Origin of the sequence: Streptomyces cahuitamycinicus, from assembly GCF_002891435.1 — a bacterium.
GTDB classification, from domain to species: Bacteria; Actinomycetota; Actinomycetes; order Streptomycetales; family Streptomycetaceae; genus Streptomyces; species Streptomyces cahuitamycinicus.
On sequence record NZ_POUC01000002.1, the window covers coordinates 42,352 to 65,970 of the forward strand.

A 23,619-nucleotide genomic window follows, 5' to 3' on the forward strand; every position below is an offset into this window, starting at 1 on the left:
GCGATGGAGGCTATGAGGTGGTCGAGTCGTGTTCGCCGCGCCTGGGAACGACGTCGATGACCGCCGTGACCGGTCCTGTGCGCGTCGTGCCGGTGACCGTCACCTCACCCGGCCTGTCGGTCGCGCCGGGTGGCAACGGCTGCCAGCGGACCGGGACACTGGTGATCCTGTTGTCGGCGGTGGTGAGCATGCGGATGGAGGAGGGCAGCCTCGGGGCGGCACCCACCACGGTGGCGGTGTAGAGGGTGTCCTGGAGGACGTGCTTGGCGCGGCTGGCGTTGAAGACGTTGATGGACGCGTGCGGCTCCCACGTGTTCGCCAGTCCGGGCACGGCCCGGAACATCGGCTGGTAGCTGGCCGGCTCCCACACCAGCACACCTGAACCTCGGTTGTCGACCACGTCGTTGGCCGCCTGGAACACCCTCCGGATGGCGTCCGCCTGACCCTGAATCGTTCGCGGGAACGGTGAGTTGGGCACCGGCGAGCCCTCACCGCCCGAGGCGGGGTAGGCGGTTTCGGCGACGTCGATCTCGTAGCCGGGATGGGTGGTGGCCATGGCGTTCAGGTTGCGATCCAGCGCCTCGGGCGTACCGTGCCACTCCGGGTAGTACGAGATGGCCAGCACATCAGGATTCTGGCCCTTCGCCTTCACCCGGGTGAGGAACTGGTGCCAGAACTCCATGGTCTTGTCGAGCCGGTCCTTGCCGACGATCACGTGGATCTCGACCTTGGACTTCGGTGACGCGTCACGGACGGCCTTGATCCCGGCCGCGGCCAGGGTGGTGAACCGGTCCCACGCCTGGTCGTAGAGCTGTCGCTCCGCCGGGTCGGTTGACTTCCAGTACTTCCAGAGCAGGCCACCGCCGGGTTTCGACTGGTAGATATCGGCCTGGTCGACGAAATACGGCGGATTCGTGGTTCCGATCTGGGCCGCCTCGCTGCCGTACATGAAACCGTTGATGATCTCGTTGCCGACGGCCACCTTTTCCGGCGTGGTGCCCTGCCGCTTCAGTCGCTTCAGGTAGTCGGCGGTGTAGTCGTACACGGCCTTGGACAGGTCCGCGAACTCCAACTCGGCCCAGGCGCGTGGCTTTGGTTGCTTGCTCGGGTCCGCCCATGAGTCCGCGTAGTGGAAGTCGATCCCCAGGCCCATGCCCCGCTGCTTGATCCACTTCGCTGAGACCAGTGAGCGCTCCGGACCCTGGCGCGGTATCGGAGTCGGTTGACCGGTGCTCTCGCTGCGCGGTTCGTTGAATATCCGCAGCCGGGCGTACTGCATGCCACGGTCCTTGGCCACGTCGAGCAGGTGTGGGCCGGCGCCGCGGTCCTCGGCCAGGGGATTGACCCAGTACTGCCGGTCCTGGACGTCGTCCACCCAGGACAGATCGGCGCCGAGGGTGAGGTCGTCGCGTAGGTAGTTGAAGACCTGGAGCTCGCTGACCCCGGCCGGGGCACGGTCCGGCCCACCGGTGAACATCAGCCGGACGAAGCGCGTTCCCGGCCGGGTGAACAGGTGCACTTCCCCGCGCGCCACGGCTCGGTTACGGGACCGGTCGGCGATGGTCTTCCACCGGCGACCGTCGGATGAGGCCTCGACCACGTACCGGTGGGCCACGCCACGGTCCGGGAAGATGACCTTGACCTTACGCAGGTTGTCGTAGGTTCCACCCAGGTCGACGGTGAGCCACTGCCGGGCGCCTGCACGATTGGGGTACCAGGACGTCGTCGGGTCGCCGTCGATGGCCAGTCCGGCGTTCGACGAGCCGCTGCCGGCTGTCGCCGAGGCCCAGGCCTTGGCGGCGATATTGCTTTCGATCGGCTTGATGTCCGCGGTTCCGAAGGTCGCATGGGCCGGCGCGGGCACCATGAGTAAAGTCGCGGACACCATGGTGACCAACGTCGTCGTGCCCGCGATGACGCGGGGCAGACGCTTGCTGCTCATGTCCTTCTCCTGACGGTGTGACGTACTTGCGGCGGGTGCTGTTTCCCACGCGGTTGGCCGTCGTTCTCCATGGCACTGGACGTGACCCTGTGCGCTCTGCCGGTCGAAGAGACCGGCAGAGCATGGGATGTCAGCCGGTGGCGGGACCGACATCGAGGTAGTCGACGTTGGGTAGTCCGGCTGCCGTCTGGAACGTGCCTTCGTCAGCGGCCTTCAGATCGCCGGCGGCGGTCATCAGGGCTGTCTTCGCGTCGGCGACTTCCGACTTGCCGGCAGATGTGTCGTCGGCTACCGCGGCCGCGGTCCGCAACGCCTTGGCGAAGGGTTTCCAGGAGTCAGCCGTGTACTTCGTCGGAGCGCGTGTCTCGTAGTCGGACACCAGATACTTGAGGCCGCGGTCCACGACCAGTGCGGCGGCACCCTGGTCCTGGAGCGCCGTTGCCGATGTCTTGGTCACCGGTGTCTTCGTTGCAGGTGTCTCCGCCGCAGCGGTGCCCGCCGAGAGCGGTGCCGCTAACGCCACGGACAACAGTGCGGCGGCGGCCACCTTCCAGTACTTCGAAACGACACGCGATCTGTGCCTCAAGATGTCACCTTCCGTCGTTCTCAAAGGCGCCGAGATCCGGCGCATTTCCACTGAAGGGCAGTCCCACGTCGGTGCCCCTGTCGATGAGGGCACTGTTCGCTGCGAGCCGGAGGTGGGGCAGTACGGGCAGGCTTCCGTCGGTCTGGCGGGGCGCGTCCCAGCCGGACGTCGACACGCTCTGGAACTGGGAGTTCGACAGGGGGACGCCGAGGTTCCAGGTGTTGTACGCGGCGTTCGTTCCGGTCATGTACGACGTCGGCGTTCCGGTGTAGGCGATGTTGTTGCGCAGGTTGCCCCGGCCGACGGCGGCGCCGCTCGAGTTGACTCCCCTCATGTTGAAGTTGGGGTGGTTTCCGTAGCCGGTGTTGTTGAAGAAGTCGTTGGCCACCGGGTGGTGGTTGGCGTAGAAGCCGGCCGCCTTGTTGAGGAATGCCACCGAGGAGCGGACGGTGTGCTTCGGCGCGTTCGCTTCGTAGTCGCCCCCGTAGCCGCCGGACTTGAAGCCGGCTCCGTTGCCGGAGGGCGTCGTGGTCCCCGGCACGTAGCCGTTGCGCCAGGCCCACGAGTTCTCGATGGTCACGGGCGAGTAGGTGGAGATGAGGTCGAACCCGTCATCGGCGTTCCACCACGCGCGGCAACCCCGGAAGACGTTCGCGGCGCGGCCGGCCGGCGTGTAGTGCGAACCGAATCCGTCGGCGTTCTCGCCCGGCCCGTCGTTGCTGCGCAGATCGTAGTTGTCGTGCGAGTCCGAGTTGAGGACGAGGTTGCCGCCCCCGCCGTTGATGAACAGGCCGGTGCCCATGTGGTGGTGGGTGTTGATCTGTTCGAAGACGCCGTTGCTGCCGGAGATCCAGATGCCCCAGGACTCGGCGTTCCGGGTGTTGTTCTGCGGAACGCCCTTGACTTCCAGTCCTTTGAGGTGGATCCAGCTGCCGGTGACGTTGAAGCCCTTGATGCGGCAGTTGTCCGTCATCCGCGAGAAGTCGAAGACCGGCTTCTCGCCCGGATAGGCCCAGTACCGGATCGGGTTGCCCGAGCTGCCGCTCTTGTTCAGGGTGATCGCGTCGACTCTCGCGGTCTGGCTCGAACAGGCGCTGTTCGCGCGGGTGTAGGCGTAGGTGCCGCCCCGGAAGTAGGCCGTGTCGCCCGCCTTGGCGACGGCCTGTGCACGGGCGATCGACCGCCACGGAGCGGCCTGCGTACCCGCTGCGCCGTCGTTTCCGTTCGGGGCGACGTAGTAGGTGTTCCCGGCCGCCGCGGCGCTCGCGGACGCCGAGCCGGGGGCCATGACGATGGAACTCGCCGTGACCACCGAGAGCAGGAGGGCGCGGGTGACGAACTTCGCGGTTCTCACAGCGTCAGCTCCCGGAGTAGGTGATGTTCGGCCGGGGGGGCCGGGTCATGCCGGCACCGAGGAAGTAGTCGACGTGGTGGGACTGCATGTATCCCTTGAGCGTCATGGCGTTGCGGTAGGCGGGGTTGTGCGCGAGCGTGTACAGCCGTGTGCTCGTCGGGTGATCGGTGGTGAAGATGATCAGCTGGTTGTGGCTCGCGTTGGTGTACACGGCTTCCTCACGCCAGTCGCCGAGGATGTCGCCGTAGAAGGTGGGCTGGACGTTCTGGCTCGCGTCGACCGCTCCGTAGTTCGAGGTGGTGAGCAGCCGTGTCAGGCTGTTGGTGGGCTTGGGGTTGTTCGGGTCCCACTTCTCGAACTTGCCGTCGTTGAGCAGTTCCATGGTGATGTCGCCGTCCCACCACAAGCCCAGCTGCGGCCAGGGACGTAGTGAGGTGTTCGGTTCGGTGAGGCGGTTGGCGGGTGCGTTGTAGAGGCCTGAGAAGGACCAGACCTCCATGCCGGGGAACCGCGGGTCGATGTCGCCGGCCATGCCGCGTCCCACGTCGGCGGTGCCGGACGCGGTGTGTCGCCAGATGATGGAGCCGTTGGCCGCGTCGTAGTAGTACTCGCGCAGACCGCTGGGGTTGTCCTGCTGGACGCCGTAGCCCTGCAGGCCCGGCCGGTTGGGGTCCATCTTGGCGATGTGGAAGCGGTCGCCGTGGATGACGCCCGCGGGGCCCAGGGAGTACCGCAGGGTGCCGTCGCCGTTGAGTACGAAGCCTATCTCGGCGACCTCGTCGGTCCCGTCGCCGTTGACGTCGATGACGCGGGTGTTGTGCCCGTCGGGTGTGTTCTGGTTGCCGCGCAGCCACTTCCACTGCTGGGTCAGGGACTGGCCGGTGAACTGCCAGGCGCCCATCATGAGGTTGAACGCCCCGTTGCCCCTCCGGTTCTTCATGAAGGCGACCAGACTGGGCCGGGAACCGTCGAGGTAGCCCACACCGAACCGGGCGTACATCGGGCCGTCCGCCAGGTAGTCCGTCGGCACGGGAGCGGTCGCGCGGGGCGCCCCGGTCATGCCGTCGAGGATCGCGATGAACTGGCGGTTGTTGTCGCTGTGGGTGAATGTGGTGCCGTTGCCGAAGCGGACGCCGTTGGCGATCCGCACGGCGACCTCGGCGCGGCCGTCGCTGTCGAAGTCGTAGACGGTCACGCCGTCGTTGTGGCCGACGTCGATGGTGGACGATCCGCCTTCGATGTTGTTCTGGTTGCTGCTGTTCGGGCCCATGTTGACCGACCAGAGGAGCTGCCCGTCGCGCCGGTAGGCCTCGAGTGTCTGCGGGGATGTCTGGCGGTCCAGGACGAAGTCGTACTCACCGTCACCGTCGAGGTCGCCGACCCAGACGAACTTCACCGGGCCACCGGCGCGCAGTGGTACGCGGAGGGCCGGCTCGACGGCGTGGTTGGCGGTCAGGGTGAAGGCGCCGCTCGGTGGCTGCTCCGCGCCGTTGATCACGGGCCGTACCCGGTAGCTGTTCGACCGGGTCAAGTCGGCCGTCGAGTCGGTGAAGTTGGTGCCTCCGGTCAGGACCGCGGAGTTGAGCCTGACCTCCTGGCCTGAGGCGGTGGACCGGTAGACGTTGAACCCGATGCCGTCCGGGTCGAGCCCCAGCAGCCGCCAGGAGACGAGAACACTGGTGTTGCTCGACCGCACGGCCACGACGCCGCGGCCGAGGTTCTCCATCGGTCTGGCGGCCGCCGCCGCGACGCCGTCCGCCGGCGTCGCGGCACCCGCCTCGACCGCGAGCGTCGTGGCCGCGACCGACAGGAGTACCGCTGTGGCCCCGGCTAACGGAACCTTGATGGACTGTTTCATGGATCCTCCCGTGCAGGGGCAGGGCTCGTGCCTGACTGAAGAACTCAGCGCAGGTGCGAGGACTGCGCGTCGAAAGGCGGGACTACGCGCGTGCTTCTTCGGAACTTCATGGAGCCGGCGGCCAGGTTGGCGATGAAGTGGCGCGAGCCGATCAGGAAGACCCCGATCAGCGGTATCACCGACATGAGCGCTCCGGCGATGACCATCGACTGGTCGGTGGTGTAGAGGCCGTTCAGCTGCTGCACGGCCACCTGCAGCGTCACCTTGCCCGGGTCGTTGATGGTGCGCTGCCCGCCGTAGAAGGGCCGGGGCTCACGCATCTCCGGCCTCGTGAAGGAGCGCGGCGAAGACGGGAACAGCGACATCTCCGTGAACGCCTTGACCTGGTTCTCCGGAGACTGCAGCCAGGTGATGAACTTGTAGGCCGCCTCGGGGTTCTTCGAGTACTTGGTGATCGCCAGGAACGAGCCGCCGACATCGCACGCGCCACCGGGCGGGTCGGCCACCCGCCACTTGCCCTCGGTCTTCGGTGCGGCCGACTCCGGAAAGGCCAGGCCCCACCACACCGCGCCGATACCCACCGGCTGCCGGCCGCTGGTGATCACGCCGTACAAGTCGGTGGAGCCCTCCGGGGCGCCGGCCGACAGGCCGTCCCTGCCGATCCGGTAGGCCAGTTCGAATGCCTCGCGCAGCTCGTCCCGGTCGCCGGCGTACCGGCCGTCCTCGGTCATGAACTCACTGGCCAGCTGGCCGAGCCGGATGCTCCAGACGTGGCGGATGTTGGGGCAGATCACCGCGCGCTCCCGGGACTTCTGCAGCTCCTTGCCCAGGGCGATGAAGCCGTCCCAGTCGGGGCCCGGGCGGCCAGCTCCTCCGGGTCGGTGGTGATCCCGGCTTCCTGAAACAGGTCGGTGCGGTAGAACAGCCCGGTGGGCCCGGTGTCCATGGGGAACGCGATCATCCGGCCCTCGGGCGTGATGCACTCGTTCCACTTCCAGTCCAGGTACCGGCTCTTCAGCTCGGCCGCCCCGAAGTCGTTCAGGTCGACGAACACGTCCTGGTTGGGGAAGTAGGTGGCCACGTCCGAGTTGATGCCGATGATGTCCGGCACCAGCGACTTGCCGGCGAGCGCGGTACGCACTTTGGTGTTGAAATGGCCGCCGATGTTGGTGCGGCTGATTCTGAAGCCCTCGGCCCCGGGAATGCCCCTCGTCTCTGCCCGGGCGACCAGCTCGTCGCTCACCGACCGGTCCCAGGTCCACAGCGTGATCTCGTCCGAGTCGCCGAGCGAGCGCTGCGACCCGCAGCCGGCCGTCCAGTACTCTCCGGCGGCCGCTCCGGCGCCCAGTGCCAGAAGCCGTCTTCGTGACACTGCCATGGGCGTGTGCACCACCTTCCGAGCGAGCGGCCCGCCCCGTGATTGCTCCGGCGGTGACCGAACAGACATCGCGAACCGCTGCTCTGGTTGAACGAGGGGCGGGCGTTCTCGAGGAGGCTCAGCACTGCCGCCGACACACCGCACACATCGCTGCCCACGAGCGGCGGTGTGGACCTCATGGCTCACAGGACGAAGCGGCTGCCGCGCAGCTCCGTACCCGTCGCCGGGCCCCTGGGCCTGCTGTGCGCCAGACGGAAGGCTCTGGCCGGTACCGTGGCTAGCCCACGCCGCTCATGATGGCGTTGATGATGCCCTGCTGGGTCACCGTGAGGGAGCGCCGGTTGAAGAGTCCGAACCCGTACCGATCGGTTGTGCCATTGTCCCAGTAGACGGGGGCCGCCCCGTATTTCTTGGCGGTGGCCGTGACAGCCCGCGCGAAGTCCGCGCGATACCTGTTGTTCGACGAATCGAACGACGACTTGTCGATCGCGCCGTACTCGCCGAGCACTACCGGATACCCCTTCGTGACGAAGGTGTCATGCATCTTTTTGAGCTGGGAATCCAGGTAGTCCTCCTGGCCCCAGGTCGACGTTCTCGATGGATTGGTCGCCGCTCGCCCCCACTGCGTGATGGTGCCGCTTTCCTCTCCGGCGAAGTCCCACGGGCTGTAGTGGTGGACGGAGATCATGATGCGCCGCTCGTTGGCGGGAATGGAGGGGGATCGATACTGGTCGGACGGAAGCTTGAAGCCGTAATTCCCTGCGGTGTAATCGATGTTCGTGTTCCAGCCGGGGACGAGCAGCCACCTCGAGCTGTTGTTTCCGCCGGTTTTCCGCACGGTGTCCACGAAGATCTGGTTGTAGCTGTTGATGTTCGAGTAGCACGGCTGGGTCGGGTTGCCGTACTGCCCGTCAAACTCCTCGTTCATGGACTCCAGGATCAGGCGCTGGTCGTAGTTCTTGAACCGGTTCGCGATTTGCTGCCAAGCTTTCTGGTACTTGTCCTTGATCGTCGTTTGGGAGGGTGAATCGCAGATCAGCCAGGAGCCGTTGATGGTCTTGTATCCGTCACCGTGCATGTTGATCATCACATGCAGGCCCCTGTTGTAAGCGTAGTTGACGACTTCTTGGATTCGGTTCAGCCAGGAGGGATTTATCGTGTAATTCGGGCCGGGTCCTATGCTGCCCAGGTAGGAGACCGGGATCCGGATCGTCTTGAACCCTGCCGCCCTCACTTTGTCGATGAGGGCTTGGGTGACGGTCGGCTGGCCCCATGCCGTTTCGCTGGGGTATCCGTTGGTGGTGGCTTCGAGTTGGTTCCCCAGATTCCATCCCGCGCCCATGTCGGCCACGATCTGCGAAGCGCTCGACTGTGCCACGGTGTCGGCCGATGCCTGATGTGCAGCGCCGTACACGGATGCGGCAACCGTCAACAGGACGGCAAGGAAAACGACTCTGATCTTCCCTGCTAGTGAAACCATGAGCTTTCCTCTCTTCCAGCCTTGAGGGTGTCGGCCCCCATGTGGACCTGTCTGCCCGAGTGTCAGCGGCCGGAGCAGCACCGGGTGTTCAGAGGTGTCGTTCCCGCCCTCTCCCTGGGAACGTACACAGACAATTGAGCCACCCACGGCTTGCCTCGCAGCGTTCCGCGAAGTGGTCGGAGCTGCGAAGCGCCCGCGCTGCGCATGGGGCCGGGCGCCGTGCGTGGTTGATCCTCAGCTCAGGGCGGATTCCCAGGTGGTGGTGCTGGAGGTGGTGCCGGAGCGAAGGAGGTCGTGGGCCGCGGTGTCGCCGTACAGACTCCACCGCATCCAGTCCACGAAGGTGTTGAGGGTGCGGGAGTCGCCGAGGTAGTTGCTGTGGCCCGCATAGCGGAAGGCGACGAACGCCTTGGCGGCGGGCAGTTCCCGAAACGCCTGACGAGCGGAGGAGATCGGGGCACGCTCCGTCGCGGTCGCCGTGCATGAACAGGGCCTTGGCGCGGACCGACGGGCTCGGGTTGCCCACGCCCACACAGGACATGGGGACCATGGGCCGTGATCCGTGCGTCCGGCCGGGCCGTCAGCAGGCCGTGGGTGGTCATGCCGCCCATCGAGTGGTCGGAGACGCCGACTCCGACCGCGAACCGCTGGGGCGGAGCTCCGGCCCTCGCAGTGGCAACCGCTGGTCCCGTGCCGAGCAGGGACATGCCTACGCCCGCGGCTCCGGCTGCGCTCAGGGGCAGGAAGTTACGCCGTTGCATGGTCATGAGGACTCCTGGTGTGGGGGTTTGCGGAGCGCTGCTCGATCACGCGCCGGGAAGGGGCATCGGTGATGCTGCGGCGGTGACGCTGACCGAGGTGGTGGGGGGGAGTAACCGTGGGGGGTGGTCAGGTCGGCGTTTTGCGCACGGTGGAGGACGTACCGGCCTTGCCCATGGCAGCGACCGTGGTGGCGATCGATGTGGCGTGGTCTTGCGAGCAGAGACACGGCGAGCCGGTGAACACCGGCCGACCGGTGACTCGATCATGGCGAAAGCCCTTCGCACCCATCTGCCCGCCCATCTGATGGGGGATGGGAATTCCACGGAAGCGTCGCAGAGGGTGCCTCTCCTTCCACTCGTCGTGCGCCGGGCGCTTCTGGGAGCGTTCCCATGGGGTCTTGCAACAGTCAGAGTCCCGATCGGGTGCCTATCTGTCAATCATCGGAGCTCAACTCTGTTGCCTTCGACGCGCATTCGACGGATCGCAGGGTGGGAGGCGCTGTGTGGTGTCTCCGCGGTCCGCCCGGTCCCGCCCGCGGCGGTCCGTCGTCAGCCGTGACCGATACCCGCACTCATGCCGGCGATCGTATGGGCCCTGATGTCGAGATGCGGCCCCTCCGCGCATCGGGTCACCACAGCGCGGACATGGTCCTGGGCCGGCTGGAGGAGACCGTCGTACACCGCGACGCAGACTTCCCGCGCCCGTGACCGGGGCCAGCCGGGCGGCAGCAGCCCGATGGGGAGCAACGGGTCCAGGATGGGGAAGTGCCGGTAGGCATGCATGACCTCGGTCCGGGCGCGCACCGCGTCGGCACCGGTGACGTCGTCGGCGCTGATGTGTGGCAGCAAGCCGCTCCATCGGCTGATGAAAGCCTGGTAGTGCTCGGCGATGCCCGGCAGGTCCCAGGCCTGGACCGGGTTGCGGTCAACCTCCGTGTCCAGATCCTCCTGCCGCGCGCGGAACACGGTCACCGCTCCCCGCGCCAGGTCTGCCACCTCGATCCGCCCCTTGGGGGTCAGGGGGTGCGGCGACACCCAGAGCGCGTCGTACAGCGGCGCGAATCCGCGCCAACGCAGCGCGGTGCGCAACGCGCGCCGCCGCGTGCTCTCCTGTTCCGGGACGGAGAAGGCGATCAGCGTCCACTGCCCGTCCCATGAGTCGGGTTGAGTGGTGAAGGTGGCGATCGAGCTGGCGCCGCTCCACAGGTCGACGGTGGCCTGCGACGTCAGTCGGTAGGAGCTGTACCGCCCTTGCCGACTGCTCTCCAGCACCCCTCGGCGCATCAGCCTGCTGATCGTCGTACGGGCGGCGCCCGCGGTCACCTGGAACTCGCCGAGCAATGCCACGATCGCCGCCGACGGCAACCAGGCCCGAACGGGGAACGTGTAGTCGGCGATCAAAGTCACCGCGAGTCCCTGCGGCGAGACGCTGCTCTGCCAGCCGGGCGACTGCACGGGTCCGGCGGCGCCGTCACCCTCGTCGGAGAAGATCTCCTCGAGGTGGGACAGGTTCGGCAAGGTCGGCTCCGACGCGGAGGGCACGGTCGGCACCACTGTAACGGTTGTGAAATCGCCGGGCGGAGCCCTGCCGCGATTGCTCCACCCTGCGGGACCTGCGGGCACCGGTGCCTGCTCACCGAACACCGCGCCGGCCTGGAACTTCTGCGGCTCGCCCTGAACGACGACGGCTCGCCCTGGGTCCACGTCCTGCCGCGGCGCGTGGCGATGCCGATGAGGCGGTCCTCCTCGTCCACCACGGGCAGCCGCTCGACGCCCCGTCGCTCCATCAGCCGTGCCGCGTCCGGGACGCACGACGACGAGGTCGCCACCCACCTGGATCTCGGCGCCGGCGGACCAGGGAACGCGGCCGCCCTGCGGGCGGCTCACATCGGCGTCGCCATGGGCGTCACCGGCACCGACGTCGCCAAGGAAGCCGCCGACATGGTGCTGACCGATGACGACTGCTCCACCATCGTCCGCGCCGTGCGCGAAGGCCGTTCCATCTACGACAACATCGTCACCTTCGTCTGCTTCCAGCTGTCCACCAACATCGGCGTCATCCTCACCCTGCTCGCCGCCGTGCCGGCCGGGCTGCCGGCGCCCATGTCGGCGATCCAGCTGCTGTGGGTCAACATGTGGGAGCCGTCCTGCTCTCCAGATCATCGCCGTTCAAGTTCCCTTCGCCCACGGCGTCTTCGACACCTTTCCCCTCAGTCCCCTTCAGTGGGCCGTCTGCCTGGCCACCGGCTCCACCGTGCTACTGGCCGAACACGCCTGGCGCACCGGACGCGCACGGCTCGGCCACAAGGACTGACCGTCTGGGACAGCACGCGATCACCGCGGTACGCGGCCAGGCAGGCAGCGCGAAGGCCACACGAAGCCATCGATCGTCGGCGGCCGCCGACACGCCCAGGTGGCGCCACGGGCGTGGCGCGAGAGATCGGGCATGAGGTGCCGTCATTCCTCGGCTGTGCGGCGCGACCACGGGAGGTCCGGGCGGCGCGCCCTGTGGTAACGTTTCGCGTTTGCAGCGTCGCTGTGTCGGTCTCCGTTCGGTGTCTCTGGCTGGTGGCTGCGTCCCTGCCGCGCCTTCCTCGGTACGGTCCCTTCGGAGGAAGGCTCTCTGTGAGCGAATCAGCACGTGCCGATGCCCGGCAGCGGGACGACGCGTCCGAGGCCTCGGGCGCCGTTTCGGCGCCGCCCGCGGCGGCGTCCTTCGCGCGGCTGGGGCTGCCGGCCGAGCTTCTGCGGGCGCTCGACCAGCACGGTGTGACCGTGCCCTTCCCCATCCAGGCTGCGGCGCTGCCGACCGCGCTCGCGGGACGGGACGTCCTGGGCCGAGGCCGCACCGGGTCCGGCAAGACCCTCGCCTTCGGCCTGGGGATGCTCGCCCGGACGGCCGGGCGGCGTGCGCAGCCCAAAGAGCCGCTGGCGCTCGTCCTGGTCCCCACCAGGGAGCTGGCCCAGCAGGTCGGTGAGGCGCTCACCCCGTATGCCGAGGCGCTGCGGCTGCGGCTCGCGACCGTCGTGGGCGGATTGTCCATCGGACGGCAGACCGCCGTGCTGCGGGACGGCGCCGAGATCGTCGTCGCGACGCCCGGTCGGCTGCACGACCTCATCGAGCGCAAGGGCTGCCGGCTGGGACGGGTGCGCATCGCGGTGCTGGACGAGGCCGACCAGATGTGCGACATGGGATTCCTGCCGCAGATCACCGAAATCCTGGACCAGGTGCGACCCGACGGGCAGCGGATGCTGTTCTCCGCCACACTCGACCGCGACGTCGACGAACTGGTGCGGCGCTACCTGCGCGACCCCGTCGCCCACTCCGTGGACCCCTCGTCCAACGCGGTCTCCGCGATCGAGCACCACGTCTTCGTCGTACACGGCCCGGACCGGTACGCCGTGTCCACGGAAATCGCCGCGCGGGACGGTCGTGTCCTGCTGTTCTTGGACACCAAGCACGGCGTCGACCAGCTCACGCGGCATCTGCGGGCCAGCGGCGTGGCCGCCGCCGCACTGCACAGCGGGAAGTCCCAGCCGCAACGCACCCGGACCCTGGCCCAGTTCAAGAACGGACAGGTCACCGCGCTGGTGGCGACGAACGTCGCCGCACGCGGCCTGCATGTGGACGACCTCGACCTCGTGGTCAACGTCGACCCGGCCACCGACCCGAAGGACTATCTGCACCGCGCGGGCCGCACGGCGCGGGCCGGCCGCTTCGGCACCGTCGTGACACTCGTCCTGCCGGGACAGCGCCGCGAGACGAGCCAGGTCATGGCGGACGCCGACGTCGCTCCCAAGGTCACCAAAGTGCGGTCGGGCGAGGCCGAGTTGAGCCGGATCACCGGCGCCAAGGCCCCCTCCGGAACGCCTCTCGACGGCGGGCCGGCCGTACCGCGGCCCAAGAATCACAACGCCCCGTTCCGCGGCCTGGGCAGCACCAAGGACGTGAAGGGTGACTCCGGCGGCAGGCCGTCCCGCAAGAGCAGCGAGGCCCGCAAGCTGGCGGAGGCCCGCAAGGCGGCCCGGGTGCGGCGCGGCGGCTGAGACCGGCTTCCCGGACTGCCGGGCGGTGTCCACGCTGCTGGACGGATACGCGTGACCGGAGATCGGCTGGGGCGCACGGGACGGCGTGACGTGAAGTGACCGCGTGTGAGTTGCCGTACGGGGGCGCCGCGCGTTCCGGCGACCGGGTCGGAACTCGTCCGGGACCGTCCCGGCCCGGGGCTGCCTCCGGCACGGCGGGCGCACCTGATCGACCATGCCGGCCATTGCGCACCCTGACGCCGACAGGCCGCCGGCCTGGTGACGGCTACTGAGCGACCGGTTTCCTGATGCGGTCCGTCTCGTCCTGGACGAGCAAGGAGAGCAGGGAAGCCACGGACAGGCCCGCTTCGGCCGGGTGGCGCAGCACCTTGTTCGGCTCGATGCGGTAGGTGTTCGTGCGCCCGTCCCGGGTGTGGGACAGGTAACCGTCCTGCTCGAGGTCGGAGATGATCCGTGAGACGGCGCGCTCCGTGAGCCGGCAGCGGGCGGCGATGTCGCGGATGCGGGCGTTCGGGTTGTCGGCGATGGCTGCCAGAACGCGCGCGTGACTGGTGATGAACGTCCAACCGGTGTGGGACTCGGGCACTCCGACCATGCGCTGCATTTTAGGGGACACCGTTGCCGGAACGCGGATACGTGACATACTTTTCATGCAACAGATGACGTGCTCCCATCGGGGAGAGCCACAGAAGGAGCCCGAAGGTGCCCTGGGACGAGGCCGGCATGCCCGCGCTCACGCGTGGCACCAATGCCAAGCCGCTGCCGCAGCCGGCCCCCGCGCATGCCCGTCCGGGGGCTGTACTGTCGCAGTACGAACGGCACGGGGCCTGGGTCGTCGTCGCTCGCGGCGCCTACGACATGGACTCGATCGCGCCATTGGCGCAAGCCCTGGACGCCGGGGTCAGAAGGCATCCGAAGGTGATCCTGGACGCCTCCGGCATCACCTTCGCGGACTCGACGCTGCTGAATCTGCTGATCCTCACTCACCAGGCGGGCGCCCTGCGCGTGGTCGCGCCGCCACCGCAGCTGAAGCGGCTCTGCGAGATCACCGGAGTCGACAGCATTCTTCAGACGCGGGATTCGGTCGATGACGCCGCCTTCTCCTGAGCCGCCTCGGCGTGCTCACGTCTTCTTCACAGAAGAGGACCGGCGTCATGGCCTGCGGAAGATCCGTCCGGAGGTGGTGGAGACGGGGTGCGCCCCGGTCTGTGCGGCACTGTCGTAGGCATGGATTCAGCCTCGCCTGAGGGCTCGTTACAGGGCGCCGCTGTTCGGCCGAGGGGACGGTTCCTGCTTTGTTCGGGGCTCGAAACGTGAGTTAACCTGCGGCGTATTTCCACATCACATACACATCCGTGACCGCGGAGATGCATGCATGACAACCGGGCCACCCATCGGTCCGGCGGGTTCCGAGTTCTCGGCTGACGAGGGCTCTTGGGGAGCGGAACGAGGGTGCGAATGACCAGCGACAGCACTGGCGTCGTCGATGCGGTGCCGGGCGACCAGGAGTTGCGACGACTGCTGGCCGGCCTGACAGCCGTACGCGACGGGGACTTCGGCACCCGGCTGCCGGACGACGCGGACGGCCTCATGGGCGATATCGCCAAGGTCTTCAACGGCATGGTCGACCAGCTGTCCGTGTTCACCTCCGAAGTCACCCGGGTGGCCCGCGAGGTCGGCACCGAGGGCACGCTCGGCGGGCAGGCGGAGGTGCCGGGGGTCTCGGGCACCTGGGCCGACCTGACCGACTCGGTGAACGCCATGGCCGGCAACCTGACCACCCAGGTCCGCGACATCGCACAGGTGGCCACCGCGGTTGCCAAGGGCGACCTCTCGCAGAAGATCGACGTGCCCGCCCGAGGCGAGATCCTGCAGCTGAAGGAGACCGTCAACACGATGGTCGACCAGCTGTCCGCGTTCGCCGACGAGGTCACGCGCGTCGCCCGCGAGGTCGGCAGCGAGGGACGACTCGGCGGGCAGGCCCAAGTGCCGGGTGTCGCCGGGGTCTGGCGCGATCTGACCGACTCCGTGAACCATATGGCGGGCAACCTCACCAGCCAGGTCCGCTCCATCGCCCAGGTCACCACCGCGGTCGCGGAGGGCGACCTCTCGCAGAAGATCACCGTGGACGCGCGGGGCGAGATCCTGGAGCTGAAGTCCACGATCAACACGATGGTCGACCAGCTGTCCGCGTTCGCCGACGAGGTCACCCGCGTCGCCCGCGAGGTCGGCACCGAGGGACGCCTGGGCGGCCAGGCGGATGTCAAGGGCGTCAAGGGCACCTGGCGCGACCTCACCGACTCGGTGAACTTCATGGCGGGCAACCTCACCGGCCAGGTCCGCAACATCGCCCTGGTGGCCACGGCGGTTGCCAAGGGCGACCTCTCGCAGAAGATCACCGTGGACGCGCGCGGCGAGATCCTGGAGCTGAAGAGCACCATCAACACGATGGTCGACCAGCTGTCCGCGTTCGCCGACGAGGTCACCCGCGTCGCCCGTGAGGTCGGCACCGAGGGGCGTCTCGGCGGCCAGGCCCAGGTGCGCGGTGTATCGGGAACCTGGAAGGACCTCACCGACAACGTCAACGTGATGGCGTCGAACCTGACCGGTCAGGTCCGCTCCATCGCCCAGGTCGCCACCGCCGTGGCGCGCGGCGATCTCTCGCAGCGCATCACCGTGGAGGCCGCGGGCGAGGTCGCGGCACTGGCCGAGGTCATCAACACCATGGTCGACACGCTGTCGGCCTTCGCCGACGAGGTCACGCGGGTCGCCCGCGAGGTCGGCACCGAGGGACGCCTCGGCGGCCAGGCACACGTGCCGAACGTCGCCGGCACCTGGAAGGACCTCACCGACAACGTCAACTCCATGGCCAACAACCTCACCGGCCAGGTGCGCAACATCGCGCTGGTGACGACCGCGGTGGCCCGGGGCGACCTGTCGAAGAAGATCGACGTGGACGCACGCGGCGAGATCCTCGAACTGAAGACGACGATCAACACGATGGTCGACCAGCTGTCCGCGTTCGCCGACGAGGTCACGCGCGTCGCCCGCGAGGTCGGCACCGAGGGACGCCTCGGCGGACAGGCCGAGGTCGAGGGAGTCTCCGGCACCTGGAAGCGCCTGACGGAGAACGTCAACGAGCTGGCCGGCAACCTGACCCGGCAGGTGCGCGCCATCGCCGAGGTCACCAGCGCCGTCGCCGAGGGTGACCTGACCCGGTCGATCAACGTGGAGGCGTCCGGCGAGGTCGCCGAGCTCAAAGACAACATCAACTCGATGGTGGAGTCCCTGCGCGAGACCACCCGGGCCAACCAGGAGCAGGACTGGCTCAAGACGAACCTCGCCCGGATCTCCGGCCTGATGCAGGGTCACCGCGACCTGCCCGTGGTCGCCGAGCTGATCATGGACGAGCTGGTGCCCCTGGTGTCGGCCCAGTACGGGGCCTTCTACCTCGCCGAGGACGGCGACGACGGGCCCGAACTGCGGCTCGTCGGCTCCTACGGCTACCCCGAGGGCAGCAGCCGGCCCTCCCGCATCGCCTTCGGGCGCACCCTCGTCGGCCAGGCCGCCCGCAGCCGGCGCACCATCGTGGTGGACGAGCTGCCGGACGGCTACGTGACCATCTCCTCGGGCCTCGGCCAGGTGGTGCCGACCGCGCTGGTGCTGCTGCCCATCGTCGTCGAGGGCCAGGTCCTCGGCGTCATCGAGCTGGCGTCGGTCACGCCCTTCACCCAGATCCACGGGGACTTCCTCGCGCAGCTGATGGAGACCATCGGCGTCAACGTCAACACCATCGTGGCCAACGCCCGCACCGACGAGCTGCTGGTCGAGTCGCAGCGACTCACGGTCGAACTCCAGGCCCGCTCCACGGAGTTGCAGGTTCAGCAGGAGGAACTGCAGCGCTCCAACGCGGAGCTGGAGGAGAAGGCCTCGCTGCTGGCGGCGCAGAACCGGGACATCGAGGCGAAGAACCTGCAGATCGAGCAGGCCCGCCAGGAACTGGAGACGCGCGCCCAGCAGCTGTCGCTGGCCTCGAAGTACAAGTCGGAGTTCCTGGCCAACATGAGCCACGAACTGCGCACCCCGCTCAACAGCCTGCTCATCCTGGCCCAGCTGCTGGCGCAGAACCCGTCCCGCAACCTCACGCCCAAGCAGGTCGAGTACGCGCAGATCATCCACTCCGCCGGTTCGGACCTGTTGCAGCTGATCAACGACATCCTCGACCTGTCGAAGGTCGAGGCCGGAAAGATGGACGTCACGCCCGAGCGGGTGACGCTGCGCCGGCTCATCGAGTACGTCGAGGCCACCTTCCGGCCGATGACGACGCAGAAGAGCCTGGAGTTCACGGTGACGACCGCTCCCGGCGCGCCCGCGGACGTGCTCACGGACGAGTCCCGGCTGCGTCAGGTGCTGCGCAACCTCCTGTCGAACGCCGTTAAGTTCACCGAGCAGGGCGGCGTGGAGCTGAGCATCGAGCCCGCGACCGACGACGAGGTGCCGGCGGGTGTGGTCCGGGGCGCCGCCGTGGTGGCCTTCCGCGTCAAGGACACCGGCATCGGCATCCCCGAGCAGCACCTGGAGACGATCTTCGGCGCCTTCCAGCAGGCGGACGGCACGACGAGCCGGAAATACGGCGGCACCGGCCTGGGCCTGTCCATCACGCGGGAGATCGCCCAACTGCTCGGCGGCGCCGTGTCCGTGCACAGCACACCCGGCCAGGGCAGTACGTTCACGCTCTTCCTGCCCGTGGCCCGTACCGACTTCGAGGAACTGCTCGGGCATGGCAGAACCCCGGAGCGGACCTCGGCGGAACCCGTCCCGCACGGACTGACCGGCTCGTTGCCGGTGCCCCAGATCGGGCCCGGGCCCCGGCCCCGGCGCCTGCTGGTCGTGGAGGAGCGGTCGCGCGGTCTGCTGACCCTCGTCGCGGAGAGCGTGGTCGCCGACCTCACGCACGGCCGCGCCGACGGCGCTCAGCGGCCCGCGGTCGACATCATCACCGCCGTCGGCGCCCAGGAGGCGGCCGGTGCCCTCGCCTCCGAGCCGTGCCACTGCGTCGTCCTGGAGCTGGGCATGCGGGACGACGAGGCGTCCCGCTTCCTGCAGGCCCTGGAGGGCGACTCGGCGCTGACGAGCGTGCCGGTGCTGGTGCACAGCAGCCATCCCGGGGACGTGCCTCTGGGCGAGACGCTGCGCTCCCGCTCGGCGGGCGGCGCACTGGAGTTGCTGTCCAGCCTCGACGAGCTGCGCGAGCGCATCGCCCTGCACCTGTCCGCCGAGGAGCCCGGTGACGTGCTCTCCCTCGTCCGGACCGAAGGGCCGCAGCGTCTGACGCCGCCTTCCGTCGACGACGCGTCGGCCGGCCGCACCGTCCTCGTCGTCGACGACGACGCGCGGAACCTCTTCGCGCTGAGCGGGATCCTGGAGGTGCAGGGCTTCCGCGTGCTGCACGCCGAGAACGGGCGCAGAGGCATCGAGACGCTGGTGAACAACCCGGACGTCGCCCTCGTGCTGATGGACGTGATGATGCCGGAGATGGACGGCTACACCGCGACGGCCGAGATCCGGCGGATGCCGCAGTACGCCGAGCTGCCCATCATCGCCGTCACGGCGAAGGCGATGCCGGGCGACCGGGACAAGAGCCTCGCCTCGGGTGCCAGCGACTACGTCACCAAGCCCGTCGACACGCGCGACCTCATGGCCTGCGTCCGCCGCTGGCTGCCCGCATGAGCACACCGGCGCCCGGACCGCTGACCGGCGGACCGGGCGCCCCCCAGCGCCTGTCGTTCCGCGCCCCAGGGCGCTCCAGCCGAGGAGCATCCACACCGTGAGCATGTCCGAGCAGCCGCGCGAACCGGGTCAGGACGGTGGCCCGGAGCGCCCTTCGGCCACCGGACCCGGGTCTGCCCCGCCGACGGTGAATTCCGACGCCGTGCCTTCGAGCACCGACGCCGTGCCGCCGACCACGGACGAGGACGCGAAGGCCTCCGACGACCCGCCCGCCGGCCCCGGCGGGGACCTGTCGTCGGCTTCCCCGGTGGGGCGGCTCGCCGCCACCGTGGAACGGCTCAGCCGGGAGGTACGGGCCGCCCAGGCGGAGGCCGAAGGGCGTGCCCTGGTCGAGCTCGCCAAGGGTGTCCTGGTCGAGCGGCTGAAGTGTGGGCCGGCCCAGGCCGCCCGGCAGCTGGCCCAGTTGGCCGAGCAGGCTCAGGTCACCCCCCTGGAACTCGCCGTCGACGTCATCAATCAGGCAGCCAAGGACCGGATGTCCGAGGTGACGGAGGCCTTCCTCGCCGCCACCCGGGCCGCGGACGAGACCGAGTCGGCCGCCGTACGCCTGCGCGCGGCCGAGAGCGGCGTACTGGCGGCGGACGACACCCAAGCCGTAGCGGACGCCCTGCTGGAGCAGGCGCTGCGCCCGCTCGGCGCGGTGGCCGTGGCCATCTGGGCCGCGGGCTCCGACGGTTCGCTCACTCTCGCGGGCAGCGCCGGTTTCTCACCGGCCGAGGCCGCGCGCTGGCGCTACGTCCCGCCGGACGTGGTGACCGTGGCGCGGCGGGGCCTCATCGAGCGCGAGGGCCAGTGGATCACCACGCTCGGCGAGACCGGACTGCCCAGCATCGGCCTGCACCACCACCCGGACGGCGGCCGGGCCGCCCTGCCCGCCGGTACCGGAGGCCGCATCCACGGCGTGCTGGAGATCGCCTGGCCGGCCCCTCTCGCGCCGCAGCGGCCGCAGATCGTTCGCCAGGTGGAGGCGCTGGCCGAACTGTGCGCGCACACGCTGGAGATGTACGCGCCGCCACGGGGAGCGGCCCAGGAGCCGCGCGTCCTGCCCGACGTCGCCGAGCTGATGGACCTGGCCGACGGGCTGCACGACCCCACCCTCGTCCTGGTGCCGCACCTCGACGCCGACGGGCACCTGGTGGATTTCCGCATCCAGCACGTGAACAGCCGGTTCCTGGACCCGGCGGGCAGGCCGCGGGCGGTCGTGAACGGCGCGCTGCTCCTGGAGGCCTATCCGATGGCCGCCGGGGACAGCGAGTTGTTCCAGCGCATCGAGCGGGTCTACGCCACCGGTGAGCCCTTCCGGGCCCGCCGGATGAACCTCACCGCCCTCGTCGACCAGGTCCCCCTCTCGGCGGTGGCCGACATCAGCATCAGCCGTCACGGCATGTCCGTGCTCCTCATCTGGCGTATCGAGGACGAGGCGGCACGGCTGGCGAGTCTGCTCCAGCACGCCCAGCGGCTCGGCCGTATCGGCGGGTTCGAGGAGAACGTGCTCACCGGTGAGATCACCTGGAACGGGCAGCTCTTCGACCTCTACGGACGCCCGCAGACGAGCACCCCGGTGGCCCTGGAGGAGCTGCCGGCCCACGCCCACCCGGACGACGGCGTCTCCATCCGCCGCTTCCTGCGCACGCTGCTGCACCATCGGCGGCCGGCGGCCGCGGCGTTCCGGTTGCAGCGGCCGGACGGCGTGACCCGGCACATCCGAATCGTCGCCGAACCGGTGCTCGACACCGACGACCGGTTGCTCCTGGTGCGCGGTGCCTACCAGGACATCTCGGCCCAGCACTGGACCGAGGTGGCGCTCGCCGCCACACGTGACCAGCTGGCGCACACCGAGCAACAGGCCACCGAACGCAACCGGCTCACCCTGCAGTTGCAGCACGCCATCATGCCCCCCACCCAGGCGCCGTTGCAGGTGTCCGGGCTCCAGGTGGCCGTCCGCTACCGGCCCGCGGAGACCGAGCAACTGGTGGGCGGCGACTGGTACGACGCCGTCGTCCTGCCGTCCGGCAAGGTGCTGCTGTGCGTGGGGGACGTGGCCGGTCACGGCATCGAGGCCGCCACCAGCATGGTCGTCCTGCGCAACGCGCTGCGCGGTCTCGCGGTGACCGGTGCCGGGCCGGGCCAGTTGCTGTCGTGGCTCAACATCGTGGCGCACCATCTGACGGGTGCCGTCACCGCGACCGCGGTGTGCGGGCTGTACGACCCCGTCCGGCGGACGCTGCGCTGGGCCCGGGCGGGACATCTGCCGCCCGTACTCGTCCGGGACACCGAAGCGGCTCCCCTGCCCCTGGTCAAGGGGCTGCTGCTCGGAGCGGTGCCGGAGGCGGTGTACGAGGAGACCGAGCTCCAGCTGGCCCCCGAAGACACTCTGCTGATGTACACGGACGGCCTGGTCGAACGCCGCGACCGGCCCGTGGAGGAGTCCCTGACCCACCTCCTGACCACCGCCCGCACCGCACCCAGCACACTCGACCAGCAGTTGGACCGCCTCCTGACGTACAGCAAGTCGGACACCGACGACGACACGTGCATCGTGGGCATCCGGGTCGGGTGAGGGAGGCGGGTCCGCAAACAGCGCGACGGCCGGGCGTGCCCGGCTCCCGCCGGGTTCATGCGGTGCATGGGGGAGGGGCCCGGAGGGGTCTTCCCCCGACGCGGCGCTCACCGCCGTCCGGCGCCATGTGTCGACCGCCCTGGGCCTGCCCGCCGCCGTATCGACCGCATCTGCCGCTCGCGACTCATCTCGGGACCGGGGCACTAGTCCGCGTAACGCGGCTCCCACTGCGTCCGGGTGACCGCCTCACGCAGTTCCTCCTCCGTCGCCCGCGGGGCCACCCCGTCCTCGACGGCGGCGAGTGCCGCCGCCAGGGCGATCTCGCGGGCGGACTCCCGCATCCCGGCCAGCGGCGGCAGCAGCGGCACGGGGCCGTCGTCGCCGTCCGCCGCCCGCACGGCGCACCGCGCTACGGCCCGGGCGGCGGCCACGAGCATGCGGTCCGTGACCCGTGTGGCCCGGCTCGCGGTCACCGCGAGGCCCATGGCCGGGAAGACGTACACGTTGTTCGACTGCGCCACGGGCACCTCGTGCCCGTCGACCGTGAGCGGAGGGAAGGGCGAGCCGGTGGCGATCAGCGCCCGCCCGTCGGTCCAGCGGGTGAGGTCCGCGGGCTCGGCCTCGGAGTGCGAGGTGGGGTTGGAGAGCGGGAAGACCACGGGCCGTTCGCAGGCCGAGGCCATCTGCCGCACGATCTCCTCGGTGAACGCGCCGTGCGCCGTCGACAGCCCGATAAGCGCCGTCGGCTCGACACGGCGCACCACTTCGGCGAGGCCAGTGCCGTCCCAGCCGGTCACCTCGCTGTCGTCACGCGCGAACCTCCGCTGCTGCGGGGTCAGTTCGGAGCGGGAGGACACCAGCAGGCCGTCGACGTCGAGGATCCAGAACCGTGCCGTGGCCTCGTCCTCGGCCAGGCCCTCGTCGATCATGGCCGTACGGATCATGTCGGCGACGCCGATGGCGGCCGACCCCGCGCCCAGGATCACCACACGCTGCTCGGGCAGCGGGGTGCCGGCCACGTCCGCCGCGGTGGACAGGGCGCCGAGTGTGACGGCCGCGGTGCCCTGGATGTCGTCGTTGAACGTGAGCAGCCGGTCGCGGTAGCGGGCGAGGATCGGATGGGCGTGGGCGGTGGCGAAGTCCTCCCACTGCAGGAGGGTCCCGGGCAGCTCCGCCTCGACCGCCGAGACGAACGCCTCGATCATCTCGTCGTACTCGGCGCCGGTCAGCCTCCGGGCGCGGCGCCCCAGGTAGCGGGGGTTGTCGAGCAGGGTCTCGTTGTCGGTGCCGACGTCCAGCAGGACCGGCAGGGTGCGGGCGGGGTGGATGCCGCCGATGGCCGTGTAGAGGCTGAGCTTGCCGATCGGGATGCCCATGCCGCCGACGCCCTGGTCGCCCAGGCCGAGGATGCGCTGCCCGTCGGTGACGACGATGACGTCCACGTCGTGGTCCCGGTGCGGGCGGTTGCGCAGGATCTCCCGGAAGCGGTGCCGGTCCTCCCAGGTCAGGAACAGGCCACGCGGCCGCCGGTAGATCTCGCTGAACCTCTGGCAGGCCTCACCCACCGTCGGCGTGTAGACGACGGGCAGCAGTTCCTCCAGGTACTCGGTGACCAGGCGGTAGAAGAGCACCTCGTTGGTGTCCTGGAGCTGCCGCAGGTAGATGTGCCGGTTGAGGGGCTTGTCGTAGCCGTGGAACGCCTCGTAGGCGCGGGCGACCTGCTCGTCCAGGCTCTCCACGGCGGGCGGCAGCAGCCCGTCGATCCCCAGCTCCTCGCGTTCGTGCCGGCTGAAGGCGGTGCCCCTGTTGACCAGGGGGTCGGCCAGGGTCGTCACTGCGGGGCTGGTGGCTGTCTCTTATACA

The 23,619-nt window shown here is 69.1% G+C and carries 17 protein-coding genes and 1 pseudogene; 5 read left to right on the forward strand and 13 right to left on the reverse strand.

All coding sequences use genetic code 11. The features are described 5' to 3' along the window. Positions 1 to 10: 10 nt before the first annotated feature. From C1J00_RS00645 to C1J00_RS47555, 11 genes and pseudogenes are all read right to left on the reverse strand, one after another. Complete coding sequence (locus C1J00_RS00645) at positions 11 to 1,942, reverse strand: glycosyl hydrolase 53 family protein (protein ID WP_180989342.1); 1,932 nt, start codon at positions 1,940 to 1,942, stop codon at positions 11 to 13. Positions 1,943 to 2,072: 130 nt separating this feature from the next. Beyond that, complete coding sequence (locus C1J00_RS46215) at positions 2,073 to 2,399, reverse strand: hypothetical protein (protein ID WP_245936120.1); 327 nt, start codon at positions 2,397 to 2,399, stop codon at positions 2,073 to 2,075. A gap of 133 nt (positions 2,400 to 2,532) precedes the next feature. Beyond that, positions 2,533 to 3,882, reverse strand: a complete 1,350-nt coding sequence (locus tag C1J00_RS00655; protein WP_102907070.1) for a right-handed parallel beta-helix repeat-containing protein — start codon at positions 3,880 to 3,882, stop codon at positions 2,533 to 2,535. A gap of 4 nt (positions 3,883 to 3,886) precedes the next feature. Continuing rightward, positions 3,887 to 5,740, reverse strand: coding sequence for a rhamnogalacturonan lyase family protein (locus C1J00_RS00660; protein ID WP_180989343.1), 1,854 nt, complete (start codon positions 5,738 to 5,740; stop codon positions 3,887 to 3,889). A 44-nt stretch (positions 5,741 to 5,784) separates the two neighbouring features. Beyond that, entirely contained in the window at positions 5,785 to 6,534 is a 750-nt protein-coding gene (locus C1J00_RS46220; protein WP_219728298.1) for an extracellular solute-binding protein, read from the reverse strand. Continuing rightward, positions 6,531 to 7,118 (reverse strand): extracellular solute-binding protein, encoded by a 588-nt coding sequence (locus C1J00_RS47550; RefSeq protein WP_219728294.1) that lies wholly within the window; start codon positions 7,116 to 7,118, stop codon positions 6,531 to 6,533. The genes C1J00_RS46220 and C1J00_RS47550 overlap by 4 nt, the downstream gene beginning before the upstream one ends. A gap of 277 nt (positions 7,119 to 7,395) precedes the next feature. Next, positions 7,396 to 8,598: a glycoside hydrolase family 5 protein gene (locus C1J00_RS00675; RefSeq protein ID WP_102907073.1), complete on the reverse strand. Its 1,203-nt coding sequence runs from the start codon at positions 8,596 to 8,598 to the stop codon at positions 7,396 to 7,398. A 234-nt stretch (positions 8,599 to 8,832) separates the two neighbouring features. After that, positions 8,833 to 9,132 carry a hypothetical protein gene (locus C1J00_RS45815; protein ID WP_219728295.1) on the reverse strand — a complete coding sequence of 100 codons (300 nt, stop codon included), beginning with the start codon at positions 9,130 to 9,132 and terminating at the stop codon, positions 8,833 to 8,835. 776 nt (positions 9,133 to 9,908) lie between these two features. Further along, positions 9,909 to 10,901 (reverse strand): PaaX family transcriptional regulator, encoded by a 993-nt coding sequence (locus C1J00_RS00685; RefSeq protein ID WP_245936121.1) that lies wholly within the window; start codon positions 10,899 to 10,901, stop codon positions 9,909 to 9,911. Positions 10,902 to 11,071: 170 nt separating this feature from the next. Next, a pseudogene (locus tag C1J00_RS00690) lies at positions 11,072 to 11,167 on the reverse strand (CBS domain-containing protein); the annotation flags it as partial. 195 nt (positions 11,168 to 11,362) lie between these two features. Next, a complete protein-coding gene (locus C1J00_RS47555) occupies positions 11,363 to 11,494 on the reverse strand; it encodes a hypothetical protein (protein WP_281262739.1) in 132 nt (43 codons plus the stop codon). A gap of 26 nt (positions 11,495 to 11,520) precedes the next feature. On the opposite strand from C1J00_RS47555, the gene C1J00_RS47560 reads away from it, so the two are divergent. Together C1J00_RS47560 and C1J00_RS00700 are read left to right on the forward strand one after the other, a co-directional pair. Beyond that, entirely contained in the window at positions 11,521 to 11,673 is a 153-nt protein-coding gene (locus C1J00_RS47560; RefSeq protein ID WP_281262738.1) for a hypothetical protein, read from the forward strand. Positions 11,674 to 11,984: 311 nt separating this feature from the next. Beyond that, positions 11,985 to 13,406: a DEAD/DEAH box helicase gene (locus tag C1J00_RS00700; RefSeq protein WP_102907075.1), complete on the forward strand. Its 1,422-nt coding sequence runs from the start codon at positions 11,985 to 11,987 to the stop codon at positions 13,404 to 13,406. 265 nt (positions 13,407 to 13,671) lie between these two features. On the opposite strand, the gene C1J00_RS00705 is transcribed toward C1J00_RS00700, so the two are convergent. Continuing rightward, complete coding sequence (locus C1J00_RS00705; RefSeq protein ID WP_102907083.1) at positions 13,672 to 14,001, reverse strand: helix-turn-helix transcriptional regulator; 330 nt, start codon at positions 13,999 to 14,001, stop codon at positions 13,672 to 13,674. A 107-nt stretch (positions 14,002 to 14,108) separates the two neighbouring features. Between C1J00_RS00705 and C1J00_RS00710 the strand changes: the two genes are divergently transcribed. The 3 genes from C1J00_RS00710 to C1J00_RS00720 all read left to right on the forward strand — a co-directional run bounded on the left by C1J00_RS00710 (position 14,109) and on the right by C1J00_RS00720 (position 21,756). Next, on the forward strand, positions 14,109 to 14,513 hold the full coding sequence (locus C1J00_RS00710; RefSeq protein WP_245936122.1) for an STAS domain-containing protein: 405 nt from the start codon (positions 14,109 to 14,111) through the stop codon (positions 14,511 to 14,513). Positions 14,514 to 14,864: 351 nt separating this feature from the next. Continuing rightward, the gene (locus C1J00_RS00715) at positions 14,865 to 19,136 is read left to right on the forward strand and encodes a HAMP domain-containing protein (protein ID WP_102907076.1); all 4,272 of its coding nucleotides are present in this window, start codon (positions 14,865 to 14,867) and stop codon (positions 19,134 to 19,136) included. Between the two features lie 103 nt (positions 19,137 to 19,239). Further along, positions 19,240 to 21,756, forward strand: coding sequence for a SpoIIE family protein phosphatase (locus C1J00_RS00720; RefSeq protein ID WP_245936124.1), 2,517 nt, complete (start codon positions 19,240 to 19,242; stop codon positions 21,754 to 21,756). 203 nt (positions 21,757 to 21,959) lie between these two features. Here the strand turns inward: C1J00_RS00720 and C1J00_RS00725 are convergent, their stop codons facing one another. After that, a complete protein-coding gene (locus C1J00_RS00725; RefSeq protein WP_102907077.1) occupies positions 21,960 to 23,591 on the reverse strand; it encodes an NAD-dependent malic enzyme in 1,632 nt (543 codons plus the stop codon). Between the last annotated feature and the right edge of the window lie 28 nt (positions 23,592 to 23,619).